General features: G+C 64.2%; 22 protein-coding genes and 1 tRNA gene. 11 read left to right on the forward strand and 12 right to left on the reverse strand.

Annotated elements, in window-relative coordinates:
- Window positions 1-696: 696 nt before the first annotated feature.
- From cysW to AC3D25_RS09060, 3 genes are all read right to left on the reverse strand, one after another.
- Window positions 697-1,590 (reverse strand): sulfate ABC transporter permease subunit CysW, encoded by an 894-nt coding sequence (gene cysW, locus AC3D25_RS09050; RefSeq protein WP_488888078.1) that lies wholly within the window; start codon window positions 1,588-1,590, stop codon window positions 697-699.
- A complete protein-coding gene (gene cysT, locus AC3D25_RS09055) occupies window positions 1,587-2,486 on the reverse strand; it encodes a sulfate ABC transporter permease subunit CysT (RefSeq protein WP_488888079.1) in 900 nt (299 codons plus the stop codon). The genes cysW and cysT overlap by 4 nt, the downstream gene beginning before the upstream one ends.
- Before the next feature lie 212 nt (window positions 2,487-2,698).
- Entirely contained in the window at window positions 2,699-3,736 is a 1,038-nt protein-coding gene (locus AC3D25_RS09060) for a sulfate ABC transporter substrate-binding protein (RefSeq protein ID WP_488888080.1), read from the reverse strand.
- 289 nt (window positions 3,737-4,025) lie between these two features.
- On the opposite strand from AC3D25_RS09060, the gene lexA reads away from it, so the two are divergent.
- The 3 genes from lexA (at window position 4,026) to AC3D25_RS09075 (ending at window position 5,878) form a co-directional block, all read left to right on the forward strand.
- The gene (lexA, locus tag AC3D25_RS09065) at window positions 4,026-4,679 is read left to right on the forward strand and encodes a transcriptional repressor LexA (RefSeq protein ID WP_488888081.1); all 654 of its coding nucleotides are present in this window, start codon (window positions 4,026-4,028) and stop codon (window positions 4,677-4,679) included.
- Between the two features lie 120 nt (window positions 4,680-4,799).
- A complete protein-coding gene (locus AC3D25_RS09070; RefSeq protein WP_488888082.1) occupies window positions 4,800-5,141 on the forward strand; it encodes a hypothetical protein in 342 nt (113 codons plus the stop codon).
- Between the two features lie 122 nt (window positions 5,142-5,263).
- Complete coding sequence (locus AC3D25_RS09075) at window positions 5,264-5,878, forward strand: DUF2939 domain-containing protein (protein WP_488888083.1); 615 nt, start codon at window positions 5,264-5,266, stop codon at window positions 5,876-5,878.
- A gap of 50 nt (window positions 5,879-5,928) precedes the next feature.
- On the opposite strand, the gene AC3D25_RS09080 is transcribed toward AC3D25_RS09075, so the two are convergent.
- Window positions 5,929-6,441 (reverse strand): universal stress protein, encoded by a 513-nt coding sequence (locus AC3D25_RS09080; protein ID WP_488888084.1) that lies wholly within the window; start codon window positions 6,439-6,441, stop codon window positions 5,929-5,931.
- Between the two features lie 213 nt (window positions 6,442-6,654).
- Here AC3D25_RS09080 and nodI point away from each other — a divergent pair, with 213 nt between their 5' ends.
- Complete coding sequence (gene nodI / locus AC3D25_RS09085; protein ID WP_488889647.1) at window positions 6,655-7,689, forward strand: nodulation factor ABC transporter ATP-binding protein NodI; 1,035 nt, start codon at window positions 6,655-6,657, stop codon at window positions 7,687-7,689.
- A gap of 7 nt (window positions 7,690-7,696) precedes the next feature.
- Entirely contained in the window at window positions 7,697-8,545 is an 849-nt protein-coding gene (locus AC3D25_RS09090) for an ABC transporter permease (protein WP_488888085.1), read from the forward strand.
- A gap of 65 nt (window positions 8,546-8,610) precedes the next feature.
- Here AC3D25_RS09090 and gnd read toward each other — a convergent pair whose 3' ends face one another.
- The 3 genes from gnd to AC3D25_RS09105 all read right to left on the reverse strand — a co-directional run bounded on the left by gnd (window position 8,611) and on the right by AC3D25_RS09105 (window position 13,030).
- Window positions 8,611-9,591, reverse strand: a complete 981-nt coding sequence (gene gnd, locus AC3D25_RS09095; protein ID WP_488888086.1) for a phosphogluconate dehydrogenase (NAD(+)-dependent, decarboxylating) — start codon at window positions 9,589-9,591, stop codon at window positions 8,611-8,613.
- A gap of 3 nt (window positions 9,592-9,594) precedes the next feature.
- On the reverse strand, window positions 9,595-11,694 hold the full coding sequence (gene tkt / locus AC3D25_RS09100; protein WP_488888087.1) for a transketolase: 2,100 nt from the start codon (window positions 11,692-11,694) through the stop codon (window positions 9,595-9,597).
- 283 nt (window positions 11,695-11,977) lie between these two features.
- Complete coding sequence (locus AC3D25_RS09105; protein WP_488888088.1) at window positions 11,978-13,030, reverse strand: NADP(H)-dependent aldo-keto reductase; 1,053 nt, start codon at window positions 13,028-13,030, stop codon at window positions 11,978-11,980.
- Window positions 13,031-13,294: 264 nt separating this feature from the next.
- On the opposite strand from AC3D25_RS09105, the gene AC3D25_RS09110 reads away from it, so the two are divergent.
- The 6 genes from AC3D25_RS09110 (at window position 13,295) to AC3D25_RS09135 (ending at window position 17,779) form a co-directional block, all read left to right on the forward strand.
- Window positions 13,295-14,737, forward strand: a complete 1,443-nt coding sequence (locus AC3D25_RS09110) for an MFS transporter (RefSeq protein ID WP_488888089.1) — start codon at window positions 13,295-13,297, stop codon at window positions 14,735-14,737.
- Between the two features lie 174 nt (window positions 14,738-14,911).
- The gene (gene dusA / locus AC3D25_RS09115; RefSeq protein ID WP_488888090.1) at window positions 14,912-15,868 is read left to right on the forward strand and encodes a tRNA dihydrouridine(20/20a) synthase DusA; all 957 of its coding nucleotides are present in this window, start codon (window positions 14,912-14,914) and stop codon (window positions 15,866-15,868) included.
- Window positions 15,869-15,982: 114 nt separating this feature from the next.
- Window positions 15,983-16,058: transfer RNA gene (locus tag AC3D25_RS09120), tRNA-His, on the forward strand.
- A gap of 324 nt (window positions 16,059-16,382) precedes the next feature.
- Window positions 16,383-16,646 carry a hypothetical protein gene (locus tag AC3D25_RS09125; protein WP_488888091.1) on the forward strand — a complete coding sequence of 88 codons (264 nt, stop codon included), beginning with the start codon at window positions 16,383-16,385 and terminating at the stop codon, window positions 16,644-16,646.
- 409 nt (window positions 16,647-17,055) lie between these two features.
- The gene (locus AC3D25_RS09130; RefSeq protein ID WP_488888092.1) at window positions 17,056-17,382 is read left to right on the forward strand and encodes a hypothetical protein; all 327 of its coding nucleotides are present in this window, start codon (window positions 17,056-17,058) and stop codon (window positions 17,380-17,382) included.
- Between the two features lie 136 nt (window positions 17,383-17,518).
- Complete coding sequence (locus AC3D25_RS09135) at window positions 17,519-17,779, forward strand: hypothetical protein (protein WP_488888093.1); 261 nt, start codon at window positions 17,519-17,521, stop codon at window positions 17,777-17,779.
- 21 nt (window positions 17,780-17,800) lie between these two features.
- Here AC3D25_RS09135 and AC3D25_RS09140 read toward each other — a convergent pair whose 3' ends face one another.
- The 5 genes from AC3D25_RS09140 to ssuE form a co-directional block, all read right to left on the reverse strand.
- Window positions 17,801-18,016, reverse strand: a complete 216-nt coding sequence (locus AC3D25_RS09140; protein ID WP_488888094.1) for a TOBE domain-containing protein — start codon at window positions 18,014-18,016, stop codon at window positions 17,801-17,803.
- A gap of 71 nt (window positions 18,017-18,087) precedes the next feature.
- Window positions 18,088-18,948, reverse strand: a complete 861-nt coding sequence (locus tag AC3D25_RS09145) for an ATP-binding cassette domain-containing protein (protein ID WP_488888095.1) — start codon at window positions 18,946-18,948, stop codon at window positions 18,088-18,090.
- Window positions 18,945-19,787, reverse strand: coding sequence for an aliphatic sulfonate ABC transporter permease SsuC (gene ssuC / locus AC3D25_RS09150; protein ID WP_488888096.1), 843 nt, complete (start codon window positions 19,785-19,787; stop codon window positions 18,945-18,947). The genes AC3D25_RS09145 and ssuC overlap by 4 nt, the downstream gene beginning before the upstream one ends.
- Window positions 19,788-19,793: 6 nt before the next feature.
- Window positions 19,794-20,942 carry an FMNH2-dependent alkanesulfonate monooxygenase gene (ssuD, locus tag AC3D25_RS09155; RefSeq protein ID WP_488888097.1) on the reverse strand — a complete coding sequence of 383 codons (1,149 nt, stop codon included), beginning with the start codon at window positions 20,940-20,942 and terminating at the stop codon, window positions 19,794-19,796.
- 92 nt (window positions 20,943-21,034) lie between these two features.
- The gene (gene ssuE / locus AC3D25_RS09160; protein WP_488888098.1) at window positions 21,035-21,640 is read right to left on the reverse strand and encodes an NADPH-dependent FMN reductase; all 606 of its coding nucleotides are present in this window, start codon (window positions 21,638-21,640) and stop codon (window positions 21,035-21,037) included.
- Window positions 21,641-21,762: the final 122 nt, after the last annotated feature.

Here is a 21,762-nt window from a genome sequence, read left to right on the forward strand (position 1 = left end):
CCTCGCTTCGCGAGGACGACGGGCACATCTAAAAACCGTCGGTTCTGGTTCTGCCCCGCCGGCAGGCACTTTGTGCCTGCCGGGATGAATGAGCGGCTCCACTTTGTTGTGCGGTGCGATGGCCGAGTCAGCTTGCGCACCACTCCGGGAAACCGTTCGTGGTGGACGCTTAGACGGTCACGCTGCTTTCTTTGGTTACTTTCTTTGCAGCAGCAAAGAAAGTGACTGCTGCCGCGCACAGCGGCGTGCTAATAAACCTACACGAAAGCAGGTTCCCAAGAAGCACCCGAGCATCAGACGGTTTACCCCGCCAACCCTGAAGCCGCTCCACGGCGCCGAATCTCGTGCTGCTTTCTTTGGTTACTTTCTTTGCAGCTAGCCAAAGAAAGTGACTGCTGCCGCGCACAGCGGCGTGCTAATAAACCTACACGAAAGCAGGTTCCCAAGAAGCGCCCGAGCATCAGACGGTGTAACCCACCCACCCTCAAGCCGCTCCACGGCGCCGAATCTCGTGCTGCTTTCTTTGGTTACTTTCTTTGCAGCTAGCCAAAGAAAGTGACTGCTGCCGCGCATAGCGGCGTGCTAATAAACCTACACGAAAGCAGGTTCCCAAGAAGCGCTAAACGACAAAAGCAACGGCGCCAGCAAACCAAACCCGTGCAAGTTCCCAGAAAGCGCCAAGCAACCAAACCAACCTCAACCCTGCGCAGCCGCCGACATCCTCCGCTCAGCAAGCAACTTAAGCCCGAGCGTAACGAGGGCCAACAACGCCAATAACGAAGCCACCGCAAAAGCCGCGGAAAAGTTGTACTCGTTGTAGAGAATCTCGACGTGAAGCGGCATCGTGTCGGTCTGTCCGCGGATATGTCCCGACACCACGGACACCGCGCCAAACTCGCCCATCGCGCGCGCGTTACAGAGAATCACGCCATACAGCAGCCCCCACTTCACATTAGGCAGCGTGACGCGTCGAAAGATCTGCCAGCCGGAAGCGCCGAGCACGTGTGCGGCTTCTTCCTCGTCGTTGCCCTGCGCCTGCATCAGCGGAATCAGTTCGCGCGCGACGAACGGGAACGTGACGAAAATAGTGGCGAGCACGATCCCCGGCACGGCGAAAATGATCTGCACGTTGTGATCGAGGAGCCACGGTCCGAACCATCCCTGCGCGCCGAACATCAACACATAGATCAATCCGGAAATCACCGGCGACACCGAAAACGGCAAGTCGATCAACGTCGTCAACAGCGCCTTGCCGCGAAACTCGAACTTCGCGATACACCACGACGCCGCCAGCCCGAACACGACATTCAGCGGCACGGCGATGGCGGCGGTGATTAACGTGAGCTTGATCGCCGACCACGCGTCCGGGTCCTTCAACGACTCGAAGTAATACTCGACGCCCTTGCTGAACGCCTGCACGAACACGGCGGCGAGCGGCACCACGAGGAACAGCGCGAGAAACATGAGCGCCACGCCGGTCAGCACCCAGCGCACGGCGCGCGGCTCGGTGACGGGATTGAGCGTATGCACTTCACGGCCCGCTCGCGCGGTCCCGAGCGGGGCGACGGCTTTCTGATCCGGCGAACTCATGGGCGGCTCCCTTCGACATGCAGCGAACCCGCAACCGCAGGCGCGGCCGGCCCGGCGCCGCCACGGCTCGTGCGCCGTTGCAGGAACCATTGCAGCGTGTTGATCAGGAGCAGCATCAGGAACGAGACGCACAGCATCACGACCGCGATCGCCGTAGCGCCCGCGTAGTCGTACTGTTCGAGCTTCGTGATGATGAGCAGCGACGTGATCTCGGACTTCATCGGCACGTTGCCGGCGATAAAGATCACCGAGCCGTATTCGCCGAGCGCCCGCGCGAACGCGAGCGCGAAACCGGTCAGAAGCGCGGGGAAAAGCGAGGGCAGCACGACGCGCCGGAACGTGAGCCAGCGCGTCGCGCCGAGGCACGCGGCCGCCTCTTCCTGCTCGCGCTCGAAGTCTTCGAGCACCGGCTGCACCGTGCGGACGACGAACGGCAGGCCGATAAACGTCAGCGCCACGAGCACGCCGAGCGGCGTGAACGCGACCTTGATGCCGAGCGGCGCGAGATACTGGCCGATCCACCCGTTGGTCGCGTACACGGCCGCGAGCGAGATGCCGGCGACCGAGGTCGGCAGCGCGAACGGCAGATCGACGACGGCATCCACCACGCGCTTGAACGGAAACTCATAACGCACAAGCACCCACGCGACCAGAAAGCCGAACACGGCGTTGATCAGCGCGCCACCGAGCGCCGCGGTAAACGTGAGCCGATACGACGCGACCACGCGCGGCGAAGTAACCGCGCGCACGAACTGCGCCCAGTCGAGCGTGGCCGTTTTGGCGAAAGTCGCCGCGAGCGGAATCAGCACCACGAGGCTCAAGTAAGCCAGCGTGATGCCGAGCGTCAGGCCGAAGCCGGGCAGCGCGCTCGGCTTGCGGAAAGTCAACGTCGTCATGCTTCGTTCATCCTGTTCCAGCGCGCCCGCCGTGCGTGAATGCCTGGCACGTAGAGCGCTGAGGGGTCACCGCCGCGAAATACAGCAGCGTCGCGGCGGCGTCGTTATGTGCGGTCGAGCCGCTTATGGGCACTGCTATTCTTTCGATGCTTCGGTCAGGCGATTCTAGACGCGGCGCGGGCATCGCACACACGACTCACCCGCGCAATGATTTACTGCGGCTGATAGATCGAATCGAACACGCCGCCATCGGCGAAATGCGTTTTCTGCGCCTTGGTCCAGCCGCCGAACGTATCGTCGACCGTATAGAGCTTCAGCTTCGGAAACTGCTTCGTGAGCGCGGCCGGCACTTTGCTGGAGCGCGGGCGATAGAAATTGCGCGCCGCGATTTCCTGCCCTTCCTCGCTATACAGATATTGCAGATACGCTTCGGCCAGCTTGCGCGTGCCATGACGATCGACGACCTTGTCCACCACCGCGACCGGCGGCTCGGCCAGAATGCTCACCGACGGCACCACGATCTCGAATTTGTCAGAGCCAAATTCTTTCAGCGACAAAAACGCCTCGTTTTCCCACGCGATCAGCACATCGCCCTGACCGCGCTGCACGAAACTCGTCGTCGCGCCGCGCGCGCCGGAATCCAGCACGCCGGCATTCTTATAGAGCGCCGACACGAATTCCTTCGCCTTCTGCTCGTTGCCGTTCGGCTGGTGCAGCGCGTACGCCCACGCCGCCAGATAATTCCAGCGCGCGCCGCCCGAGGTCTTCGGGTTCGGCGTGACAATCGACACCCCCGATTTCGCCAGATCGTTCCAGTCCTTGATCTGCTTCGGATTGCCCTTGCGCACGAGGAACACGATCGTCGACGTATAAGGCGACGCGTTGTCCGGCAGCCGCTTTTGCCAGTCGGCGTTGACGAGCCCCTTGCCCGCCAGCGCGTCGATGTCGTACGCCAGCGCAAGTGTCACGACGTCCGCCTGGAGCCCGTCCAGAACGGCGCGCGCCTGTCCGCCCGAGCCACCGTGCGACTGCTTGAAGGTCACGGTTTCGCCCGTTTCGGCTTTCCACTTCTTTGCAAACGCCTGATTGAAATCCTGATACAACTCGCGGGTCGGATCGTAGGAAACGTTCAGGAACGACGTATCCGCATGCGCCTGCGCGATCATTCCCGCGCCCGTCGCCGCACCCAGCACCAACGTTGCCAGCAGTCGCCGCGACCGCGCCCCGAAACCCGTTTTCAGACTAAGCATTCCCCGTTCTCCGTCGTTGTGAGTTGATGGAGCGAGTCTATCGACGGGCTTTCATTATTAAAAATAATTGTTCTTCATTTTTTAATACTCAAAAGTGGTAATGACGGCTGGGCGCGGCGTTGCGGCACGAAAACCGATGTTCGAGCGATCAAAATAAGGCGCGAAAACCCTTGCTCGCGAGGCTTGCACGCCGAACTTCAAGTAAAGCTTGAAATGCGCGAGATACTGTATAAAAATACAGTCACCTGTCCATCCATACAGTGCACCAGAGGCCTTGCCAGTGACAAAAATGAGCAAACTAACCGCGCGGCAGCAAGAGGTGTTCGAACTGATCCAGCGCGCCATCGAGCGCACCGGTTTTCCGCCGACGCGCGCCGAGATTGCCGCCGAGCTGGGTTTTAGTTCCGCGAACTCCGCCGAAGAGCATTTGCGTGCCTTGGCGCGCAAGGGTGTGATCGAACTGGCGGCGGGTGCGTCGCGCGGTATTCGTCTGCTTACGGGCAACATGGAGGACGCGCCGCACCAGTTCACGCTGCCGCACGCCAGCATCATGCAGTTGTCGTTGCCGCTTGTCGGGCGCGTCGCGGCGGGCAGTCCGATCCTCGCGCAGGAACATATCGCGCAGACCTATATGTGCGACCCGGCGCTCTTTTCGAGCCGTCCGGACTATTTGCTCAAGGTGCGCGGTCTTTCCATGCGCGACGCGGGCATTTTCGACGGCGACCTGCTCGCCGTGCAGAAAAAGACCGAAGCGAAAGACGGGCAGATCGTGGTCGCGCGAATCGGCGACGACGTCACGGTCAAGCGCTGGAAACGGCGCAAGGACGGTGTCGAGCTGATCGCCGAAAACCCGGATTACGAAAATATCTTCGTTGCGTCGGGCAGCGCGGAGTTTGCGCTGGAAGGAATCGCGGTCGGTTTGATTCGATCCGGCGAGTTCTAAATAGCGCGGGTTCGGACCAGCACGGCTGATCCGGGCGGCGCAATCCATCAAATCGATATTGCAAGACGGCGGCCGCACTCGCGGCGCGCCGCGGTGTGTCCTATTGTCTGGAGAAACATCATGGAACGATTCGCCCGTTTGTTGCCCTTCCGTCAGTTTGGCCGCCTGCGTCACTTGCGTTCACTTATGTCGTGCAAGCTGCGAACAGCTGCCGCAGACGTCGCGTCGGCCACGCCCGGCCTGTTCGATGAATTGCCGGCGCTGCCCTCACGCCAACCGGCGTTTGCGCGCGTTTCATTGAGTTCGTCGGTGCATGCACAGGCGGAACGGCGCGCGCCGGTGCGGATCTATCGCGGGGAATCGCGCGTCATCATGGTCGGCAATATCGACGAGGTGTCGCGCATGATCGACCGTTGTATCGACGAAGAACGTGCCGGTGTCGAGGGTGGGCTTTTCGCCTGATGGACTTCGGCTCGACTTCGGCTCGACCGCGGCGAGAAAGGACAAACGCAATTTCCGGGATCAAACGCGCACGAATGCGGTCCATTCAGGGACCCTGGTAATCAGAAAAGGCGCTCGACCGTATGACCCGTACCCGTAAGTCCGTTCTCGTCACGCTTGTACTCATCGTTGTCGCCGCGGCATGTGCGCTGTTGTACGCGTCGCCGTATATCGTGCTGGATCGCGTGAAGCGCGCGGCCGACGCGCGCGACGCCGCAACCGTGAATCAGTACGTCGATTTCCCCGCGCTGCGCGACAGTCTCAAGGAGCAAGTGTCCGGACTGCTGACGCGCCGTCTGGATATTCAAAAAAGCGGGAATCCGCTGGCGGTGATCGGCGCGATGATCGGTGCGGCGCTAGTCGGGCCGCTGGTCGATTCCTACGCCACGCCTGACGGCGTGGCCGCGATTCTCAACGGCATCCCGCCGCAAGGGAATCCTGGCGAGCGCCCGCCGCCGCCGGTCGCCGCGTCACCGGATGCGTCCGCCGCCCCGGCCAACGCACCCGCTCCGGCGTCTCCCGCGACCCACGCCGATGAAGCGCAAAAGCCGCCGCCGCAAACCGCGGCGGCCTATCGCGACGTCAACACGTTTGTCGTCACGTATCAGCACGGCGCGGGCGATGCGCATTATTCCGCGATCTTCCGTCGCACCAACTTGATTTCGTGGAAGCTGGTCGCGGTGGATCTCAACGGATAGCGGCAAGCTGAGCCGTCGAAAAAGCACGCGCCCAGCGGAAACCAAACGCGCTAAACGCTGGCTTCGGCTGTGCGGGCGGCTTTGCGCGCGGCATCCTCGGCTTCAGCGGCCTCTTCCGATTCACCCGCCGCGCACACGGCAACCAAAATGCTGCACGAGACGCGATCGAGCAGCGGCGTATTACCCGCGCCCATCCACCAGCGCGCCAGTCCGTTACGGCAGCGATGCCCGACCACGACCAGATCCACTTTGAGCGTCTCGGCGAGATTCGCGATTTCATCGATCGGATGACCGAACGCGAAGTGGCCCTGTGCGGGCAAGCCGCGTTCGGTGAGCCAGTCGACGCCTTCCTGCAGGATGTCGCGCGCGGCATCCTCGAAACGGCCGCAGGCCATATCGGTCAAGAGGCCCGCGCTTTGTGCGATGCTCGAACGCATATCGACCACCGCGAGCACATGCGTCTCGGCTTTCAGTTCGATGGCGAGGTTCGCGCCCTGCCGGAGCGCCTTGCGGCCTTCGCGGGTGCCGTCGTAACAAAGAAGGATTTTCTGGTAGCTCGCCATGATGGTTCTCCTCGCCCCCGGGAATTCGGCGCGGCGTTGCCTGCATGATCGTGCGTCGCCGCTGGCATGGCAACGATGGAAAACGCTGATGCGTCGAAACGCGTCCGAAAGGTTGAAGCGGGGTTCGTGCCAGGCGCGCGCCAGCCTTGATCGATAGGGCTCCTCGCGCTGTTCGCCAATGCTTCGTGCACGACACACCGTCGCCATGCGCGCATCGGGTGCGCCACGGGTCCGCGCGAGCGCCGCCGTGGTGCGTGCATTAAACTAGCCCGCTCGTCCTTCTTCCAAAAAACGCAGGCTAAAGGCATGTCAGACGTAGCAGATTCAACGGCTTCCGGCGTCGCCGCCATCGAATTTTCGGACGTCCGGAAACATTACGGCGACAAGGTCGTCGTCGACGGGCTTTCGTTCAATGTTCAGCGCGGCGAATGTTTTGGGCTACTCGGCCCGAACGGCGCGGGCAAGACAACCACGCTCAAGATGCTGCTCGGCATCACGTCGCCGGACGCCGGCCGGATTCGCCTGGTCGATGAGCCGGTTCCCGCGCGTGCGCGCTTTGCCCGCCGGCGCGTCGGCGTCGTGCCGCAGTTCGACAATCTCGATCCGGATTTCACCGTGCGGGAAAATCTGCTCGTGTTCGGCCGCTATTTCGGGATGAGCGGCGGCGAGATCGCGGCGCTGGTGCCGTCGCTGCTCGAATTCGCGCGGCTTGAAAGCAAGGCGGACGCGCGCGTCGGCGAGTTGTCGGGCGGAATGAAGCGCCGCCTCACGCTGGCGCGCGCGCTCGTCAACGATCCGGACGTGCTCATCATGGACGAACCCACGACCGGCCTCGATCCGCAGGCGCGGCATCTGATCTGGGAAAGGCTGCGTTCGCTCCTCGCGCGCGGCAAGACCATTCTGCTGACCACGCATTTCATGGAGGAAGCCGAGCGGCTGTGCGACCGGCTTTGCGTGATCGAGGAAGGCCGGAAGGTGGCGGAAGGCCGGCCGCACGAACTGATCGAATCGGTGATCGGCTGCGACGTGATCGAAATTTACGGGCCGGATCCGGACACGCTGCGCGACGAACTCGCACCGTTCGTCGAGCGGATGGAGATCAGCGGCGAGACGCTTTTTTGCTATGTCGACGATCCGCAGCCGGTGCATCAACGCGTCAAGGGCCGTCCCGGCGTGCGCTATCTGCATCGTCCGGCGAATCTCGAAGACGTTTTTCTGCGCCTGACCGGGCGCGAGATGGTGGACTGAGCACACGATGGACACCCTGAACCAGCACACGAACCCAGAACAACCGGCGCTTTCGCCGGAACGGACAGTCGGCGAAGGCATCGCGGCGGCCATGCCCGCGAACGCGTCCAACTGGATGTCGGTATGGCGGCGCAATTACCTTGTCTGGCGCAAGCTCGCGATCGCCTCGATGTTCGGCAATCTCGCCGATCCGATGATCTATCTTTTCGGCCTGGGTCTTGGCTTGGGCCTCATGGTCGGGCGGGTCGAGGGCGTCTCGTACATCGCGTTTCTCGCGGCGGGCACGGTGGCGTCGAGCGTGATGATGTCGGCGAGCTTCGAGGCGATGTACTCCGGTTTTTCGCGCATGCACGTCCAGCGCACGTGGGAGGCGATCATGCACACGCCGCTCACGCTCGGCGATATCGTGCTCGGCGAAGTGGTCTGGGCGGCGAGCAAGTCGATGCTCTCGGGCGTCGCGATCATGCTGGTCGCGGGCGTGCTCGGCTACGCGAGCTTTCCGTCGATGCTCGCCGCGCTTCCCGTGATCGTGCTGACCGGGCTGGCGTTCGCGAGTACGGCGATGATCGTCACGGCGCTCGCGCCGAGCTACGACTTCTTCATGTTCTACCAAACGCTCTTGCTCACGCCGATGCTGCTGCTCTCCGGCGTGTTCTTCCCGCTCACGCAACTGCCGCCGCTCGCGCAACACGTGTCCTGGCTGCTGCCGCTGTCGCACGCGGTCGAACTGATCCGGCCCGCCATGCTCGGCCGTCCTGCCGGCCACGCGCTGCTTCACGCCGCCGTGCTGCTCGCCTACGCGATCGTGCCGTTCTTCGTGTGCGCGCTGCTATTCCGGCGTCGGATGATGCGTTGAAAAAAGGCCGCCGGGCGCAATGCCCGGCGGCCTTTTTTGCTTGATGCGTCAAACCTGAAAACGCACTACTTCACCGGAAATTCCTTGTGTCCGCCGAAGCCGAAACGCATCGCGGAAAGCATGCGTTCGGCGAACGAGAGCGCATCGCGCGAGCGGAACCGCGTATAAAGCGCCGCCGATAAAACCTGCGCCGGCACCGCTTCCTCGATCGCCGCCTCGATGGTCCAGCGCCCTTCGCCGCTGTCCGCCACCTCGGTGGAATACGTGTCGAGCGTGCTGTTTCCGGCGAGCGCGCCCGCCGTCAGATCGAGCAGCCACGACGACACCACGCTGCCGCGCCGCCAGACTTCCGACACGTCGGCGAGGTCGAGGTCGAAGCGCTGATCGGCGGGCAGTTCGTCCGACGCCTTGTGCTTCAGGATATCGAAACCTTCCGCGTAAGCCTGCATCAGGCCGTACTCGATGCCGTTGTGGACCATCTTCACGAAATGCCCCGAGCCGACCGGGCCGGTGTGCATATAGCCGTTTTCCACACGCGCATCGCGGCCCTCGCGGCCCGGCGTCCGGGCGATATCGCCGAGGCCTGGCGCGAGCACGGAAAAGATCGGATCGAGCCGCTTCACCACCTCCTCCTCGCCGCCGATCATCATGCAGTAGCCGCGCTCCAGTCCCCAGACGCCGCCGGACGTGCCGACATCGACGTAATGCACACCTTTGTCGCGGAACTGCGCGGCGCGGCGGATATCGTCCTTGTAAAAGCTATTGCCGCCGTCGATGACCGTGTCGCCCTCCGCCAGCAGATTGTGGAGATCCGCGAGCGTGTCCTCGGTGATCTTGCCCGCGGGCAGCATCAGCCAGACGACGCGCGGCGCGTCGAGCTTCGCGACCAGATCGCCCAGGTCCGAAGCGCCGGTCGCGCCGTCCTTCGCGAGCGCGTCGGTCGCGGCGGAATTGTGATCGTAGGCGACGCACGTATTGCCGCCGCGCATCAGCCGGCGGCCGATGTTGCCGCCCATTTTGCCCAGCCCGACTATGCCGATCTGCATGAGTTACTCCTTGCCGTTCGTCGATTTGACCCGCTCGATCTGCTTCTTCGCTTCGCCGTAGATGTGCTCCGGCGTGAAGCCGAACTTCGTCTTCAGCGCGGCGAGCGGCGCGGACGCGCCGAACGTGTGCATCACGACCTGCGAGCCGAGCCGGCCCACGTATCGGTCCCAGCCGAGCGAACCGGCCTGTTCGACGGCCACGCGCGCGTTCACATCGGGCGGCAGGACGGAATCCTTGTACGCCGTGTCCTGCTTTTCGAAGAGATCCCAGGACGGCATCGACACCACGCGCGCGGCGATCCCCTCGCTCTTGAGCTTTTCATACACCTCGACACACACCGACACCTCGCTGCCGGTGGACAGCAGCAAGACCTCGGGCTTCTTGCCGTCCGGCGCATCCGCGAGCACATAAGCGCCGTGTTTCACGCCCTCGGCCGACGCGTATTTCGTGCGGTCGAAGGTCGGCAGCGGCTGACGCGACACCACGATGCACGACGGCTCGCGAGGATGGGACAACGCCACGCGCCAGGTTTCGGCCACTTCGTTCGCGTCGGCGGGACGGAACGTCGTGAGGCCCGGCACGGCGCGCAACGAGGCCAGCTGCTCGATCGGCTGATGGGTCGGGCCGTCCTCGCCCACGCCGATGGAATCGTGCGTGAACACGTAAATCACCGGCACTTCCATGATCGATGAAAGGCGGATCGGCGGCTTCATGTAGTCGCTGAAAATCAGGAACGTGGATGCATACGGGCGCAGGTTGGAGAGCGCGAGGCCGTTCGCGACCGCGCCCATGCCGTGCTCGCGGATGCCGAAGTGCAGGTTGCGGCCGCCGTAGTTGTCGTGCTCGAAACTGCCCGCGCCTTCGAACTTGAGGTCGGTTTTGGTCGAGGGCGACAAATCCGCCGAGCCGCCGATGATCCACGGCACGCGCTTGGCGATCGCGTTCAGCACCTTGCCCGACGAATCGCGCGAAGCGACGCCCTTCGCGTCGGCGTCGAAAGTCGGGATGTCCGCGTCCCAGCCGTCCGGCATTTCGTGCGCCTCGATCTGCGCGAATTCCTTCGCGAGGTCAGGATATTTCTCGGCGTAGGCGTCGAAATTCTTCTGCCAAGTTTCGCGCGCCTTCCGGCCGCGCGCGCCGATGCCCTGATCGAAATGCTCGCGCACGCCGTCCGGCACGAGAAATTGCGCGTCTTCCGGCCAGCCGTAGGCGCGCTTCGCCAGCTTGATTTCCTCGACGCCGAGCGGCTCGCCGTGCGCCGCCGACGTGTCCTGCTTGTTCGGCGCGCCCCAGCCGATCACGCTTTTCACGACGATCAAAGTCGGCTTGTCGGTGGTCGCCTTCGCCTGGTTGAGCGCGGCTTCGAGTGCGTTGCCGTCGTTGGCGTCGTCGACGTGCAGCGTGTTCCAGCGGTAACCGTGAAAGCGCGCTTCCACGTCGTCGCTGTAGGCGAGATCCGTGTGGCCTTCGATCGTCACGCGATTGCTGTCGTAGATCCAGATGAGGTTCGAGAGCCCAAGGTGCCCGGCAAGCGACGCGGCTTCGTGCGAGACACCTTCCATCATGTCGCCGTCGCCACAGAGCGCGTACACGCGGTAGTCGAAAATCTTCGCGTCGGGCTGGTTGAAATGCGACTCGTACCAGCGCGCTGCCATCGCCATGCCAACGCTATTGCCGAGTCCTTGCCCGAGCGGACCGGTCGTCGTTTCGACGCCCGTTGTCATGCGGTATTCGGGATGCCCCGGCGTCTTGCTGTCGAGCTGGCGGAACTGCTTGATGTCGTCGAGCGAGACGGCGGGCGTGCCGTTCGGCTTGCCGTGCTCGTCCACCGCGACGACGCCCGTCAGATGCAGCAGCGAATAAAGCAGCATCGAGGCATGACCGACCGACAGCACGAAGCGGTCGCGGTTCGGCCATAGCGGCTCGGACGGGTCATAGCGCAGATGCTTTTGCCAGAGGTGAAAGCCGACCGGCGCGAGCGCCATCGGCGTGCCGGGGTGTCCGGAATTGGCTTTCTGCACGGCGTCCATCGACAGCGTGCGGATCGTGTCGATACTGAGGCGGTCGAGATCCGAATCGGACTTCGTGGAATTTTGGGACATGGGCGACGACTCCTTGAGCAGAAACGCTCGCCGAAGCGCGAGAGGCGCGGCGGCGGCAATCAGAACGGTCAGGACAATCGAGCAAGCGCGATGCCATCGGACCGGCACACGCGCGAGAAACAGCGCAAAAACAGCTCAAAGCAGCGAAGACGCGCGCCGCGAACGGCGCGGCGGCTTGTAACAGAATCTGACTTGCGCCGGCGAACCCTCACCGGCGAGCGGCATCTTGAAGATTATGCGCCTCGCAGCAAGCGCCACGAGGTGCCACGAAGCGAGCGCAGGATCACGGCGCCGGATTCGGCTGCGCTTCGTGCAGCGCCTCGATTTCGGCCAGAATCTCGTCCGACAAAACGAGCTTCGCGCTGTCGATGTTTTCTTTCAACTGCGCCATCGAAGTCGCGCCGATCAGATTACTCGTCGTGAACGGACGGCTGCTCACGAACGCGAGCGCGAGTTGCGCGGGGCTCAGGCCGTGGCGCTTCGCGAGCGCGACGTAAGTGTCGATCGCGCGGATCGCGTGCGGCTTGCTGTAGCGCTGGAATCGTTCGAAGAGCGTGATGCGCGCGCCTTCCGGCCGCGCGCCATCCGCATATTTGCCGGTCAGCCAGCCGAACGCGAGCGGCGAATACGCGAGCAGGCCGACTTTTTCCTTATGCGTGAACTCCGACAAACCCGTCTCGAACGTGCGGTTCACGAGGCTGTACGGATTCTGAATGCTCACGATACGCGGCAGATTCAGCTTTTCAGCCGCGCGCAGGAACTGCGCGACGCCCCACGGCGTTTCGTTCGAGAGACCGACGTAGCGGATCTTGCCCGCCTTCACGAGATCGCCGAGCGCGGCGAGCGTCTCTTCGACCGGCACGGTGTATTCGTCGTCGATATACGGGTACGACGGGCGGCCGAACGTCATCGTGCTGCGGTCGGGCCAGTGCAACTGGTAAAGATCGACGTAATCCGTCTGGAGACGCTGCAGGCTCGAATCGATCGCCGCCGTCAGGTTCGCGCGGTCGTGCTGGTTGCCCTCGCCGCGAATGTGGCGCGGGTTGTGCGGCTGGCGCGCCGGGCCGGCAATCTTGGTCGCGAGCACGATCTTGTCGCGCTGGCCGCGATGCTGCGCGAGCCACGTGCCGATGTACTGTTCGGTGCGGCCCTGCGTCTCGGGACGCGGCGGCACCGGATACATTTCCGCCGCGTCGATGAGATTGACGCCCGCGCCGAGCGCGTAGTCGATCTGCGCGTGCGCGTCGCTTTCCGTGTTCTGCTCGCCCCAGGTCATCGTGCCGAGGCCGATCAGGCTCACGTCGACGTCGGTATTACCGAGCTTCCGATACTCCATCGCTTGCTTCCTTTAGTAGGTTGTGGCAAAAACCGCAGGCGTCCAGGCGCGTTGTGCAACTGAATGGGCGCTTGAGCGCGCGCAGCCGGCACCTGCCAAACGCCGACGCTACCATAGCCGCAACCGTTCTGCTGTGACGCCCGGACAAGGCCCGCGCGGACTGCCGCCGCCGTCTTGCGGCGGGGTTTCGGCGCGCTTTCCCGGCGCTTACGGTTGTCGCGCGGGTTTGCGGCATAAGCGTTCATTCTCCGGAGAACCGTATCGATGCAGGCAACCGAAGCCAGTCCGCCCGAACTGCCCGCGACCGAGCGCGGCGCGTCGCTGATCGTCATGCTGGTCGCGGCGACCTTCTTCATGGAGAACCTCGACGGCACGATCATCGCGACTGCGCTGCCGCAGATGGCCCGCTCGTTCGGCGTGCATCCGGTGGACATGAGCCTCGGCATCACGTCGTACCTTTTGACGCTGGCCGTATTCATCCCGATCAGCGGCTGGGCCGCCGACCGCTTCGGCCTGCGCACCGTGTTCGGCAGCGCGATTGCCGTCTTTACCGTCGCCTCCGTGCTGTGCGGCATGACGTCCACCCTGCCCGCGTTTACCGCCGCGCGTGTGCTGCAGGGCATCGGCGGCGCGATGATGGTGCCGGTCGGACGGCTCGCCGTGCTGCGCGCGACGCCGAAAGCCGGGCTGATGCGCGCGATTGCGATCATCACGTGGCCGGGGCTCGTCGCGCCCGTGATCGGGCCGCCGCTCGGCGGATTCATCACAACGTATTCGTCGTGGCGATGGATCTTCTTCCTGAATTTGCCGCTCGGCGCGATCGGCCTGCTGCTCGCGCTGCGCTTTCTCGATAACACCAGCGAGCACGCGCGCCGCCGCTTCGATACCCTCGGTTTCGTCCTTTGCGGCGCGGCCTGCACGACGCTGCTGTACGCGATGGAGCTAATCGGCCGCAGCGACACACCGTGGACGCTCACGGCCGCGCTCACCGGAACGGGCGTGGCGTGCGGGATCGCGGCGTGGCTGCATCTGCGGCGCGCGGCCGATCCGCTCGTCGATCTGGCCGCGCTGCGCATCCACACGTTCGCGGTGGCGATGGGCGGCGGATCGCTGTTCCGAATTTCGATCAGCGCCGTGCCGTTCCTGCTGCCGCTTATGTTTCAGATCGGCTTCGGGATGAACGCGTTCGAATCCGGCCTGCTGACGCTCGCCGTCTTCGCCGGCAATCTCTCGATGAAACTCGTCACCACGCCGGTCATGCGGCGCTTCGGCTTTCGCTCCGTGCTGATCGTGAACGGCGTGACCGCCGCCGTCTCGCTAGCCGCGATGAGCCTGCTCACGCCCGCGACGCCGAAAACGCTGATCGTCGCGGTGCTGTTTTTCAGCGGCCTGTCGCGCTCGCTCCAGTTCACCGCGCTCAATACGCTCAGCTTCGCCGATGTCCCGAAGGCGCAGATGAGCGGCGCATCGGCGCTGTCGAGCACGCTCTTCCAGATGACGATGGGGATCGGCGTCGCGGCGGGCGCGATCGCGTTGCGCCTGGCCGAATGGCTGCACGGCCACGACGCGCGCGGCATCGTTCCGGAAGATTTCAGCGTGGCGTTTTTGATCGTCGCGCTGATCGGACTCTTCGGCGTGGCGGATCTATTCGGGCTCAAACGCGATGCAGGCGCGGCGGTGAGCGGGCATCGCGCGGGGAAAGCGTGACGGCGCGGCGGGCGTAGGCGCGCTCCCGGTTTCCCCTGCCGGGTTAAAATCGGTGTTTGACACATTGCCGGGCGCGCTTTTTACGCATATCGATGCGCGAAACAGCGTCCGGACGCCGAACAGACGAAGGGTTTCAACGTGGGACAGAGCAAAAGAAGAGTATCGGTTGCCCCGATGATGGACTGGACGGACCGGCATTGCCGCTCGCTTCACCGGTCCATTTCGCGCGACACGTGGCTCTACACCGAAATGGTCACGACGGGCGCGCTGCTGCACGGCGACGTCCCGCGCCATCTCGCCTTCACGCCCGAGGAAGCGCCGGTCGCGCTGCAACTCGGCGGCAGCGAGCCCGGCGATCTCGCGCGCGCGGCGAAGCTCGGCGAAGACTGGGGCTACGACGAAATCAACCTGAATTGCGGCTGCCCGTCGGAACGCGTGCAGCGCGGCGCATTCGGCGCGTGCCTGATGAACGAACCGCAACTTGTGGCCGATTGCGTCAAGGCGATGCGCGACGCCGTGTCCGTCCCGGTGACGGTCAAGCACCGGATCGGCGTCGACGCGGTCGAAGACTACGCGTTCGTGCGCGATTTCGTCGGCACCGTGGCCGATGCGGGATGCGAGGTGTTTATCGTCCATGCGCGCAACGCGATCCTGAAGGGCCTGAGCCCGAAGGAAAACCGCGAAATTCCGCCGCTCAAATATGAGTACGCGTACCAGTTGAAGCGCGATTTTCCGCACCTTGAAATTTCGATCAACGGCGGCATCAAGACGCTCGATGAAGTCGAGACGCACCTGGCGCACGTCGACGGCGTGATGCTCGGGCGCGAGGCCTATCACAATCCGTTTGTGCTGGCGGAAGTCGACAGCCGCTTCTATGGCGCGGACACGCCGGTGGCGACGCGTGAGGAGATCGAGGCGCGGTTGATCGACTATGCGCGTGCGGAAGTTGCGCGCGGCACCTATCTCGGCGCGATCACGCGGCATGCGCTCGGGCTGTATCGCGGCGTCGCGGGCGCGCGCGGCTGGCGGCGCGTACTGTCCGACAGCCGCCGTCTCGCGACGGGCGACCTAGCGATCTTCGACGAAGCGCGCTCGCAGCTGCGCAAGGCTTCCGAATTAGTCGAAAATTGATTCAATCGGGGCTAGGCAAACGGAATCTTTGTTCGTATAATCTCGCTTCTCGGTTGGCAAGCAAGCATCAAGCAAGCCAGCGGGATGTAGCAAGCGATAAGTCGTAAGTCAGTGGTGGCTGTAGCTCAGTTGGTAGAGTCCAGGATTGTGATTCCTGTTGTCGTGGGTTCGAGCCCCATCAGCCACCCCAAAAGTTTCAAGCAAAAAGCCCAGTCCTCGCGACTGGGCTTTTTGCTTTCCGGCAATCAATCACGCGACGTCGGCATGCACGCATTTGTGTTCATCCGGAAGCGGTTGCTGCCCGTAGAAAAGCCGCCTCGGTCGATCGCGGATTCGGCCCGCGCACTCGCTGCGGCGCGACTGGCCTTGCTATAAACTACGCGAACCGCGTCGACCTCGACTGGCCGCGATGCGTGGCATGTTGCACACTCGATTTCGCAGACTCGATTTTCCTGCACCGTGTCCCAGCCGGTATTCCATCGGCTCGGAATCCATGTCCGCACCGGTGAGCGTAATGGAAAAAATCTACTCGTACAAAGGCTTTGAAGTCACCGTCACGCTCGACGCCGTTCGGGTTCTGGCAAGCGATTTCACCTACGGCCCGCCGGCCGGATTTGTCGCCGTGGTGCGCGTCTGCACGCCGGAGCCGAAACGGCCCATCGGCCTGCCGATCCGCCTCGTGACCGAAGGAAGCCGCCTCTTCAGCACGTCGGATGAAGCCCTGGCGGCAGGACTGAGCGCCGCGCAGCATGCAATAGACGCCAAGCTCCCGCCTTGATTTACGAGACTCCGGCGCGTCGATTCGTCGAGGTTCGCGAGCGGTCCGAACATCCGCACCGTGGTTGTTGCATTCGACCGCCGCTCGCGGGTCTCGCCTGTATGCGCTCGCCCGATCGCAAGCCGCGTTCAACGCGCCAGGGCAATACCGATCGAAAAAGCCCACTCCCCGTGGGCTTTCGCGCATTTGCCGCGTCATCCGCGAAAGCGCCTGCATAAGTCGCGAATCGACGCACGCCGCATTGTTATCACGGCCCTCGGGATATTCTTCGCGCGGCGCTTCAGAAATGGCATCGCAACGCCGTTACTAGATACACGGCGCCGAAGGTGCGCCGGTTCGCGGCGCCTGCAAGCCCGCCTCCCCCTACTCAACAGCTGGTTGCGACGCGAGAAAACGCGCGCAGGGTCAAATGAATGACATCAATTACGCCGACATGCTCGCCATCACCGCGCGCGCTGCCGGCATAGCGTCCGAGATGGACACCTCCTTCGATCCGCTCGGCAACGACGCCGATGCGTTTCGCCTGATGCTCGCCCTCGATATCAAATGCGAGACGCTGGCGGCCGGCCAATGGATCAAGGCGACGGGACTCGGGCCGGGCGTCATCGAAAAGGTGAGCGATCACGGCGACAGACCGGCCGCCGCGCGACGCGCGATCGTGCGGGCCGCAGGGTTGAATCGCGTCTGGGCGGAGCGTGCGGCACGGGCGCCGGAAAAGGCGTGGAGCGCGCGGTAACGAGCGCGTTCGACTCGTTTTCATCGCGGAAATCTCGATTACCCTCGCCTCACGGAATCTTCTCTACCGGCTCCGGTCACAATGAAAAAGCGGCGCCGCATCCGCGAGAATGCGACGCCGCCGTTCCGGAGGCCACATGACGACCCGACTGCTCACTATCGCGTTGCTGTTTGCAGCGCTTGGCGCCACGTTTCAGGCGCACGCCCAATCGAAGCCGCCAGCGGCGTCGGGCAGTAACAATAACGGCGGCTCGATGGCACATTCGCCGGACAACGCTGCCGCCAGCAGCCCGGCGCCCGCGAATCCCGACAACATGCCAATCAAGCGCCCCGTCGCCCCGCCCAACAGCGACCGCATGCTGCACAACAATCCGGCCAGCGACGCGATCGCCAAATAGCCGGCGGCGTCGCGAACACCCTCAGAGCCGCGCGATCGACACCTCTGTCGATTTGACCAGCGCCACCACTTCCGCGCCGATCGCGAGTTCGAGTTCGTCGATCGAGCGCGTCGTGATCACCGACGTGACAATGCCGAACGGCGTCTCCACGTCCACTTCCGAAACCACCGGCCCGCGGATGATTTCCTTCACGCGCCCTCTGAACTGGTTGCGCACGTTGATGGCCGTAATGCCCATGACTCTCTCCTGTGGAACGAATGTCAGCCGCGTCGGGCGACACGGCCGGCGCGCGGATGCGCATGAAGTTATCAAACCGCCCAGCGGATCGAGAGCGGATGCACGTCCGGGTTTGTCTCGGGAGCAGCGCCCTCGCCCGTCGCCATCACGCGCCTGAGCACCTGCTCCTCCAGCGCGGCGAATGCGGGCGTCGCGCGGGAGCGTGGACGCGCCAAACCGATGGCGGCATCGAAGGCGATCCGCCCCTCCTCGATCAACACGATCCGGTCGCCCAACGCCAGCGCTTCCTGCACGTCATGCGTGACGAGCAGCGCGGTAAAGCGGTGTTCGCGCCACAGCCGCTCGATCAGCGCGTGCATATCGATACGCGTCAGCGCGTCGAGCGCACCGAGCGGTTCGTCGAGCAGCAGCAGATCCGGCCGATGCACGAGCGCCCGCGCGAGCGCCACGCGCTGGCGCTGACCGCCCGACAATTGCGCCGGCCAGTCGCCCTCGCGCTCGCTCAAGCCCACTTCGGCGAGCACGGCGCGCGCTTCGTCGCGCGATGAACGCGGCAGTCCGAGCATCACGTTCTGCAGCACGGTTTTCCACGGCAACAGCCGCGCGTCCTGAAACATGATGCGGGTTTCGAGCGCCGCGCGGCAGTCCGGCGCGCGCCGTTCGAGCGTGCCGGCGGTCGCCGTTTCCAGCCCGGCGATCAGGCGCAGCAGCGTCGATTTTCCGCAGCCGCTGCGCCCGACGATCGAGACGAAACTGCCGCGCTCGATCGCGAAATCGAAGTTTTCGAGCACGCCGCGTGCGCCGTAGCGCTTCTCGACGCCGGTTAGTTCGATCGCGAGATCGCCCGGATTCGCGCGGCGCAATGCCGGCGCCGTGCGCGGCGATGCCGCGCTTGTTTCGGCCCGGAACACGGCTTGAGACAATGCGTTCATCGTGTCGCTCCGTTCGGGTTCTGATACGCGGGATGCCAGCGCAGCGTGACGCGCTCGATCGCGCGCGCGGCCACGTCGGCGAGCTTGCCGAGCAGCGCGTACAGCAGAATGCCGACCACCACCACATCCGTTTGCAGGAATTCACGCGCGTTCATCGTCATGTAGCCGATTCCCGATTGCGCCGAGATCGTTTCCGCGACAATCAGCATCACCCACATCAGTCCGAGCGCGAACCGCACACCGACGAGAATCGACGGCAGCGCGCCCGGCAGGATCACGTCACGGTAAAGCGGCCAGCCCGACAGGCCGTAACTGCGCGCCATTTCGACGAGATTGGCGTCCACCGAGCGGATGCCGTGAAACGTATTCACGTAGACCGGGAAAAACACGCCGAGCGCGACCAGAAAGAGCTTTGCTTCCTCGCCGATGCCGAACCAAAGGATCACGAGCGGAATCATCGCGAGCGCGGGGATATTGCGGATCATCTGGATCGTCGAATCGAGCGCGGTTTCGGCGGGCCGGAAAAGGCCGGTCGCGAGTCCGAGCACGAAGCCGATCCCGCCGCCGATCGCAAAACCCGACAACGCGCGCCACGCGCTTACCTTGACGTTCGCCCACATGTCGCCCGACTCGATCAGCGCCCATGCGGCCTTCAGCACCGCGAGCGGTTCGGGCAGGATCCGCGACGACAGCCCGCCCGTCTTCGCGGCGATCTCCCACGCGATCAGCACCGCGAGCGGCACGAGCCACGGCGCGACTTGCCGCCCCACGCGGCGCAACAGCGGGCCGAGGGCGCTCCGGCTGGCCGGCGAGGAAGAGATTTGGGTAGCGGTTTTCATCGGCGTTCAGCTTTGCGATGCGCGCGGCACTTCCGCCGTGCCGACGATCTCGCCGAACGGCCCCGACAACGGTCCCGCAACGCGCGCTTTCTGATCGCGCGGCAATAGCGGGAACACGAGTTCCGCGAACCGGTACGACTCCTCCAGGTGCGGATAGCCGGACAGGATGAACGTGTCGATGCCGAGCGCCGCGTATTCGTTCATCAGCGCGGCGACTTGCTGCGGATTGCCGACCAGCGCCGTGCCCGCGCCGCCGCGCACCAGCCCGACGCCCGCCCACAAGTGCGGATAGACCTCCAGTTTGTCGCGCTGGCCGCCGTGGAGCGCGGCCATGCGCCGCTGGCCTTCGGAATCCATCTTCGCAAACGATGCTTGCGCGCGCTGGATGGTGGCGTCGTCGAGACGGCTGATGAGCGTGTCGGCCGCGGCCCACGCTTCCTGCTCCGTCTCGCGCACGATCACGTGCAGCCGGATGCCGAATTTGATCGACCGGCCCTTTTCGGCGGCGCGCCGGCGAATGTCGGCGAGCTTCTTTTCGACATCGGCGGGCGGCTCGCCCCAGGTCAGATACGTATCGATGTGGTCGCCCACGATCTCGTGCGCCGCCGGCGACGAACCGCCGAACCACAGCGGCGGATGCGGCCGCTGCACGGGCGGATAAAGCAGCTTGCCGCCCTTCGAAGTCAGATGCTTTCCTTCGAAATTGACGGCTTCGCTCGTGTGCGATGCTTCCAGCAATTCGCGCCAGATGTGCAGGAATTCGTCGGTGACTTCGTAGCGCTGGTCGTGATCGAGGAACACGCCGTCGCCTTCCAGTTCGGCCTGGTCGCCGCCCGTCACGACGTTGACGAGGAGCCGGCCGCCCGAGAGCCGGTCGAAGGTGGCGGCCATGCGCGCCGACAATCCCGGCGACGATAAACCCGGCCTGATCGCGACGAGGAACTTGAGCCGCCGGGTCGCCGGAATCAGGCTCGATGCGACCACCCACGCGTCCTCGCACGACCGGCCGGTCGGCAGCAGGACGCCTTCGTAGCCGAGCGTATCGGCGGCGACCGCGATCTGGCGGAAGTAATCGGCGTCGGCTGCGCGCGCGCCTTCGGACGTGCCGAGATAGCGGCTGTCGCCGTGGGTCGGAATGAACCAGAAAACATTCATGCGAGGCTCCTGCGGATTGGGGCAAATGCGCGTGCAGATTGGGGATTTTTGAAAGGGCCGCGCGTTGGACGCCAGCCGCTTCCAGGAAACGGTTAGCGGCCGAGCGCCTCGGCGATCACGGCCTCGCGCGACGCCGTGGCGGCGTTCGCGCGCAGTTCGCGCAATTGCGCCTGCTCGTGCAGGGCATAGGCGAGCGCATCGGCGGCGGCGGTCACGCGCGCCTCGATGCCGGCGTTGAGCGTGTAGCCGTGCTCGTTGCGCGGCAGATCGGCGTCGGAGGCGAACACGTTCGGCAGATGATGCCGCGCGCCAAGCGACGACAACACCGGCTTCAACGCATAGTCGAGTGCGAGCAGATGCGCGAGCGATCCGCCGGTCGCGATCGGCAGGACGATCTTGCCCGCGAGCCCGGTTTGCGGCAGCAAGTCGAGCAGCGTCTTGAGCAGACCGCTGTAGGACGCCTTGTAAAGCGGCGTCGCGATCACCACGGCCTCCGCGTGTTCGATCAATTCCAGCGCCTCGCAAATCGCGGGATGCGCGAAATCGGCGTGCATCAGCGCGGCGGGCGGCAGCGCGCGCGCGTCGATACGGCGCAGCGTCACGCCATGCGCGCGCAACGCGGATTCGGCGATCGACAGCAGATGAGTGCTGCGCGACGGTGCGGAGGGACTTCCGGAGATCGACACTACGTAGGACATCGTTGCTGTTTTCCTTGGGGTCGGGCGCCGGGCTTCTGGCCGCTCTGCGAGTAGCCCTGAGCGGCGGCGCATTCGCGTGGGCGGCGGCTTGCCGCCGGCCTTGATCGAGAAAACAGTCTAGG

Source organism: Caballeronia sp. SL1002, from assembly GCF_057814995.1.

What these genes read in the sequence shown, in the direction of transcription:
- cysT (WP_488888079.1), bottom strand. Translation starts at nt 2,486, where the DNA reads ATGACGACGTTGACTTTCCGCAAGCCGAGCGCGCTGCCCGGCTTCGGC.
- AC3D25_RS09135 (WP_488888093.1), top strand. Translation starts at nt 17,519, where the DNA reads ATGACGACCCGACTGCTCACTATCGCGTTGCTGTTTGCAGCGCTTGGC.
- AC3D25_RS09145 (WP_488888095.1), bottom strand. Translation starts at nt 18,948, where the DNA reads ATGAACGCATTGTCTCAAGCCGTGTTCCGGGCCGAAACAAGCGCGGCA.
- ssuE (WP_488888098.1), bottom strand. Translation starts at nt 21,640, where the DNA reads ATGTCCTACGTAGTGTCGATCTCCGGAAGTCCCTCCGCACCGTCGCGC.
- AC3D25_RS09060 (WP_488888080.1), bottom strand. Translation starts at nt 3,736, where the DNA reads ATGCTTAGTCTGAAAACGGGTTTCGGGGCGCGGTCGCGGCGACTGCTG.
- AC3D25_RS09075 (WP_488888083.1), top strand. Translation starts at nt 5,264, where the DNA reads ATGACCCGTACCCGTAAGTCCGTTCTCGTCACGCTTGTACTCATCGTT.
- AC3D25_RS09125 (WP_488888091.1), top strand. Translation starts at nt 16,383, where the DNA reads ATGGAAAAAATCTACTCGTACAAAGGCTTTGAAGTCACCGTCACGCTC.
- AC3D25_RS09080 (WP_488888084.1), bottom strand. Translation starts at nt 6,441, where the DNA reads ATGGCGAGCTACCAGAAAATCCTTCTTTGTTACGACGGCACCCGCGAA.
- gnd (WP_488888086.1), bottom strand. Translation starts at nt 9,591, where the DNA reads ATGCAGATCGGCATAGTCGGGCTGGGCAAAATGGGCGGCAACATCGGC.
- tkt (WP_488888087.1), bottom strand. Translation starts at nt 11,694, where the DNA reads ATGTCCCAAAATTCCACGAAGTCCGATTCGGATCTCGACCGCCTCAGT.
- AC3D25_RS09110 (WP_488888089.1), top strand. Translation starts at nt 13,295, where the DNA reads ATGCAGGCAACCGAAGCCAGTCCGCCCGAACTGCCCGCGACCGAGCGC.
- dusA (WP_488888090.1), top strand. Translation starts at nt 14,912, where the DNA reads ATGATGGACTGGACGGACCGGCATTGCCGCTCGCTTCACCGGTCCATT.
- cysW (WP_488888078.1), bottom strand. Translation starts at nt 1,590, where the DNA reads ATGAGTTCGCCGGATCAGAAAGCCGTCGCCCCGCTCGGGACCGCGCGA.
- AC3D25_RS09130 (WP_488888092.1), top strand. Translation starts at nt 17,056, where the DNA reads ATGAATGACATCAATTACGCCGACATGCTCGCCATCACCGCGCGCGCT.
- AC3D25_RS09070 (WP_488888082.1), top strand. Translation starts at nt 4,800, where the DNA reads ATGGAACGATTCGCCCGTTTGTTGCCCTTCCGTCAGTTTGGCCGCCTG.
- ssuC (WP_488888096.1), bottom strand. Translation starts at nt 19,787, where the DNA reads ATGAAAACCGCTACCCAAATCTCTTCCTCGCCGGCCAGCCGGAGCGCC.
- lexA (WP_488888081.1), top strand. Translation starts at nt 4,026, where the DNA reads ATGAGCAAACTAACCGCGCGGCAGCAAGAGGTGTTCGAACTGATCCAG.
- AC3D25_RS09105 (WP_488888088.1), bottom strand. Translation starts at nt 13,030, where the DNA reads ATGGAGTATCGGAAGCTCGGTAATACCGACGTCGACGTGAGCCTGATC.
- AC3D25_RS09140 (WP_488888094.1), bottom strand. Translation starts at nt 18,016, where the DNA reads ATGGGCATTACGGCCATCAACGTGCGCAACCAGTTCAGAGGGCGCGTG.
- AC3D25_RS09090 (WP_488888085.1), top strand. Translation starts at nt 7,697, where the DNA reads ATGGACACCCTGAACCAGCACACGAACCCAGAACAACCGGCGCTTTCG.
- ssuD (WP_488888097.1), bottom strand. Translation starts at nt 20,942, where the DNA reads ATGAATGTTTTCTGGTTCATTCCGACCCACGGCGACAGCCGCTATCTC.